The sequence below is a fragment of the Nocardioides sp. genome, from assembly GCF_034670285.1.
GTDB lineage: Bacteria > Actinomycetota > Actinomycetes > Propionibacteriales > Nocardioidaceae > Nocardioides.
On the sequence record NZ_JAXMNS010000566.1, the window covers coordinates 1 to 1,741 of the forward strand.

General features: G+C 71.9%; 2 protein-coding genes and 1 pseudogene. All 3 read right to left on the bottom strand.

Annotated elements, in window-relative coordinates; genetic code table 11:
• Positions 1 to 53: 53 nt before the first annotated feature.
• The gene (gene recR, locus VOI19_RS19100) at positions 54 to 650 is read right to left on the bottom strand and encodes a recombination mediator RecR (protein ID WP_323794511.1); all 597 of its coding nucleotides are present in this window, start codon (positions 648 to 650) and stop codon (positions 54 to 56) included.
• 112 nt (positions 651 to 762) lie between these two features.
• On the bottom strand, positions 763 to 1,158 hold the full coding sequence (locus VOI19_RS19105; protein WP_323794512.1) for a YbaB/EbfC family nucleoid-associated protein: 396 nt from the start codon (positions 1,156 to 1,158) through the stop codon (positions 763 to 765).
• A 43-nt stretch (positions 1,159 to 1,201) separates the two neighbouring features.
• Positions 1,202 to 1,741: pseudogene (locus tag VOI19_RS19110) on the bottom strand (DNA polymerase III subunit gamma/tau); the annotation flags it as partial.

Genomic DNA, 1,741 nt, shown 5'->3' on the forward strand with positions numbered 1-1,741 from the left:
GGCGAACTCCTCGGTCTCGGAGTCGACCTCGGGGCCGGCGAAAGGAATCGGAGTCATGGTGCGGTCTGCCTTCCTGCGAATGCGCGGCCCAGGGTGACCTCGTCGGCGTACTCGAGGTCGCCGCCTACGGGTAGTCCACTCGCCAACCGCGTCACGCGCAACCCCAACGGCTTGAGCTGACGGGTGAGGTAGGTCGCGGTCGCCTCTCCCTCGAGGTTGGGATCGGTCGCGAGGATGATCTCGGTGAGCGCGTCGTCGGAGAGCCGGATCATCAGCTCTCGGATGCGCAACTGGTCGGGTCCGATGCCGTCGATGGGCGAGATCGCCCCGCCCAGCACGTGGTAGCGACCCTTGAACTCACGGGTGCGCTCGATGGCGACGACGTCTTTGTACTCCTCGACCACGCACAGCGACGAGGGGTCGCGGCGCGGGTCGCGGCAGATGCGGCACTGCTCGTCCTCGGAGACGTTGAAGCACGTCACGCAGAACTTGACCTTGGCCTTGACCTCGATCAGCACGTCAGCGAGGCGGCGTACGTCGACGGGCTCGGCCTGGAGCAGGTGGAAGGCGATGCGCTGGGCGCTCTTGGGTCCGATCCCGGGCAGTCGCCCGAGCTCGTCGATGAGGTCCTGGACGACGCCTTCGTACACACCGTGAGCCTAGACGCCCGCGCCCCCACCCCGAACGGTGGTCGGGGCCGGGAGCGTCGGCGTGGGGCGCCGGCGCAAGCAGTCGGTGTGAGGAGCCGGGTCAGAAGCCGGGTCAGAAGCCGAGCTGGCCCCCGGCGCCGCCGGGCATCCCGGGCATCCCGCCGCCACCGGCACCGCCGGCCAGCGGACCGAGCGCGTCGGACGCTGCCTGGTCGGCCTGGGCCTTGGCCTCGCGGTAGGCGGCGACGACAAGGTCGCTGAGGTCGGCGAGCGACTCGGCGTCGGCGCCGTCGACGGTGCCCGGGGTGATGTCGACCCCGAGCAGGTCACCGACACCGCTGACCTTGACGGTCACGGCGCCGCCGGCGACGGAGCCCTCGACCACGGTCTCGGCGAGCTGCTTCTGAGCCGACTCGATCGTGGCCTGCATCGCCTGGGCCTGCTCGAGCAGGGCGTTCATGTCGAAGCCACCGGCTCCGCCGAGCGCCTCGAAGGGGTTCTGGGTCATCGGGTTCTCCATCCGGGTCGTGCGTTGGTCAGGATCGTGCGTCTCACTGGTGCGGGATCTCTTCAATCATCTGGGCTCCGAGCTCGCGCTTGAGCAGGTCGTCGGTGCCGAGCGCCTCGGAGTCGGCGTCGAGGTCGTCGGGGCTGGCCCCGGCGTCGGCCGCGGCCAGGGCCTCCTTCTCGCTCGTGTCGGGCCCCTCGTCGCTGCCGCGGGTCTGTCGAATCGCGCCCCGGGCAGCCTGGACGGCGGCCGGATCGGTCGGCGCGGCGGCTGCCTCCGTCTCAGCAGGCGGGGCGGGCGGAGCGGCAGGAGGGGCCTCGTCGAGCCACGCGGGCGGCGCCTCGGGGGCCGCTGCGGGGGCTTCGTCCCAGGCCCGGGCCGGCTCGGGAGCCGGCACCTGCGGCGCCGCGGGCTGGGCCGGGGGCGGCGGACCCTGCTCGGGATTGGCGCCGGGATCGATGATCGTCTCGATCCGCCAGGCGGTGCCCACGACGTCGATCGCGGCTTGCCGCACGATCTCGGCGCTGCCGCCTGCCTCGAAGGACTCGCGAGCACCGGAGTTGGCGAACCCGAGGGTCAGGAC

Excerpts from the sequence above, each read along its gene's own strand:
- VOI19_RS19105 (WP_323794512.1), bottom strand. The coding sequence starts at position 1,158 with ATGACCCAGAACCCCTTCGAGGCGCTCGGCGGAGCCGGTGGCTTCGAC.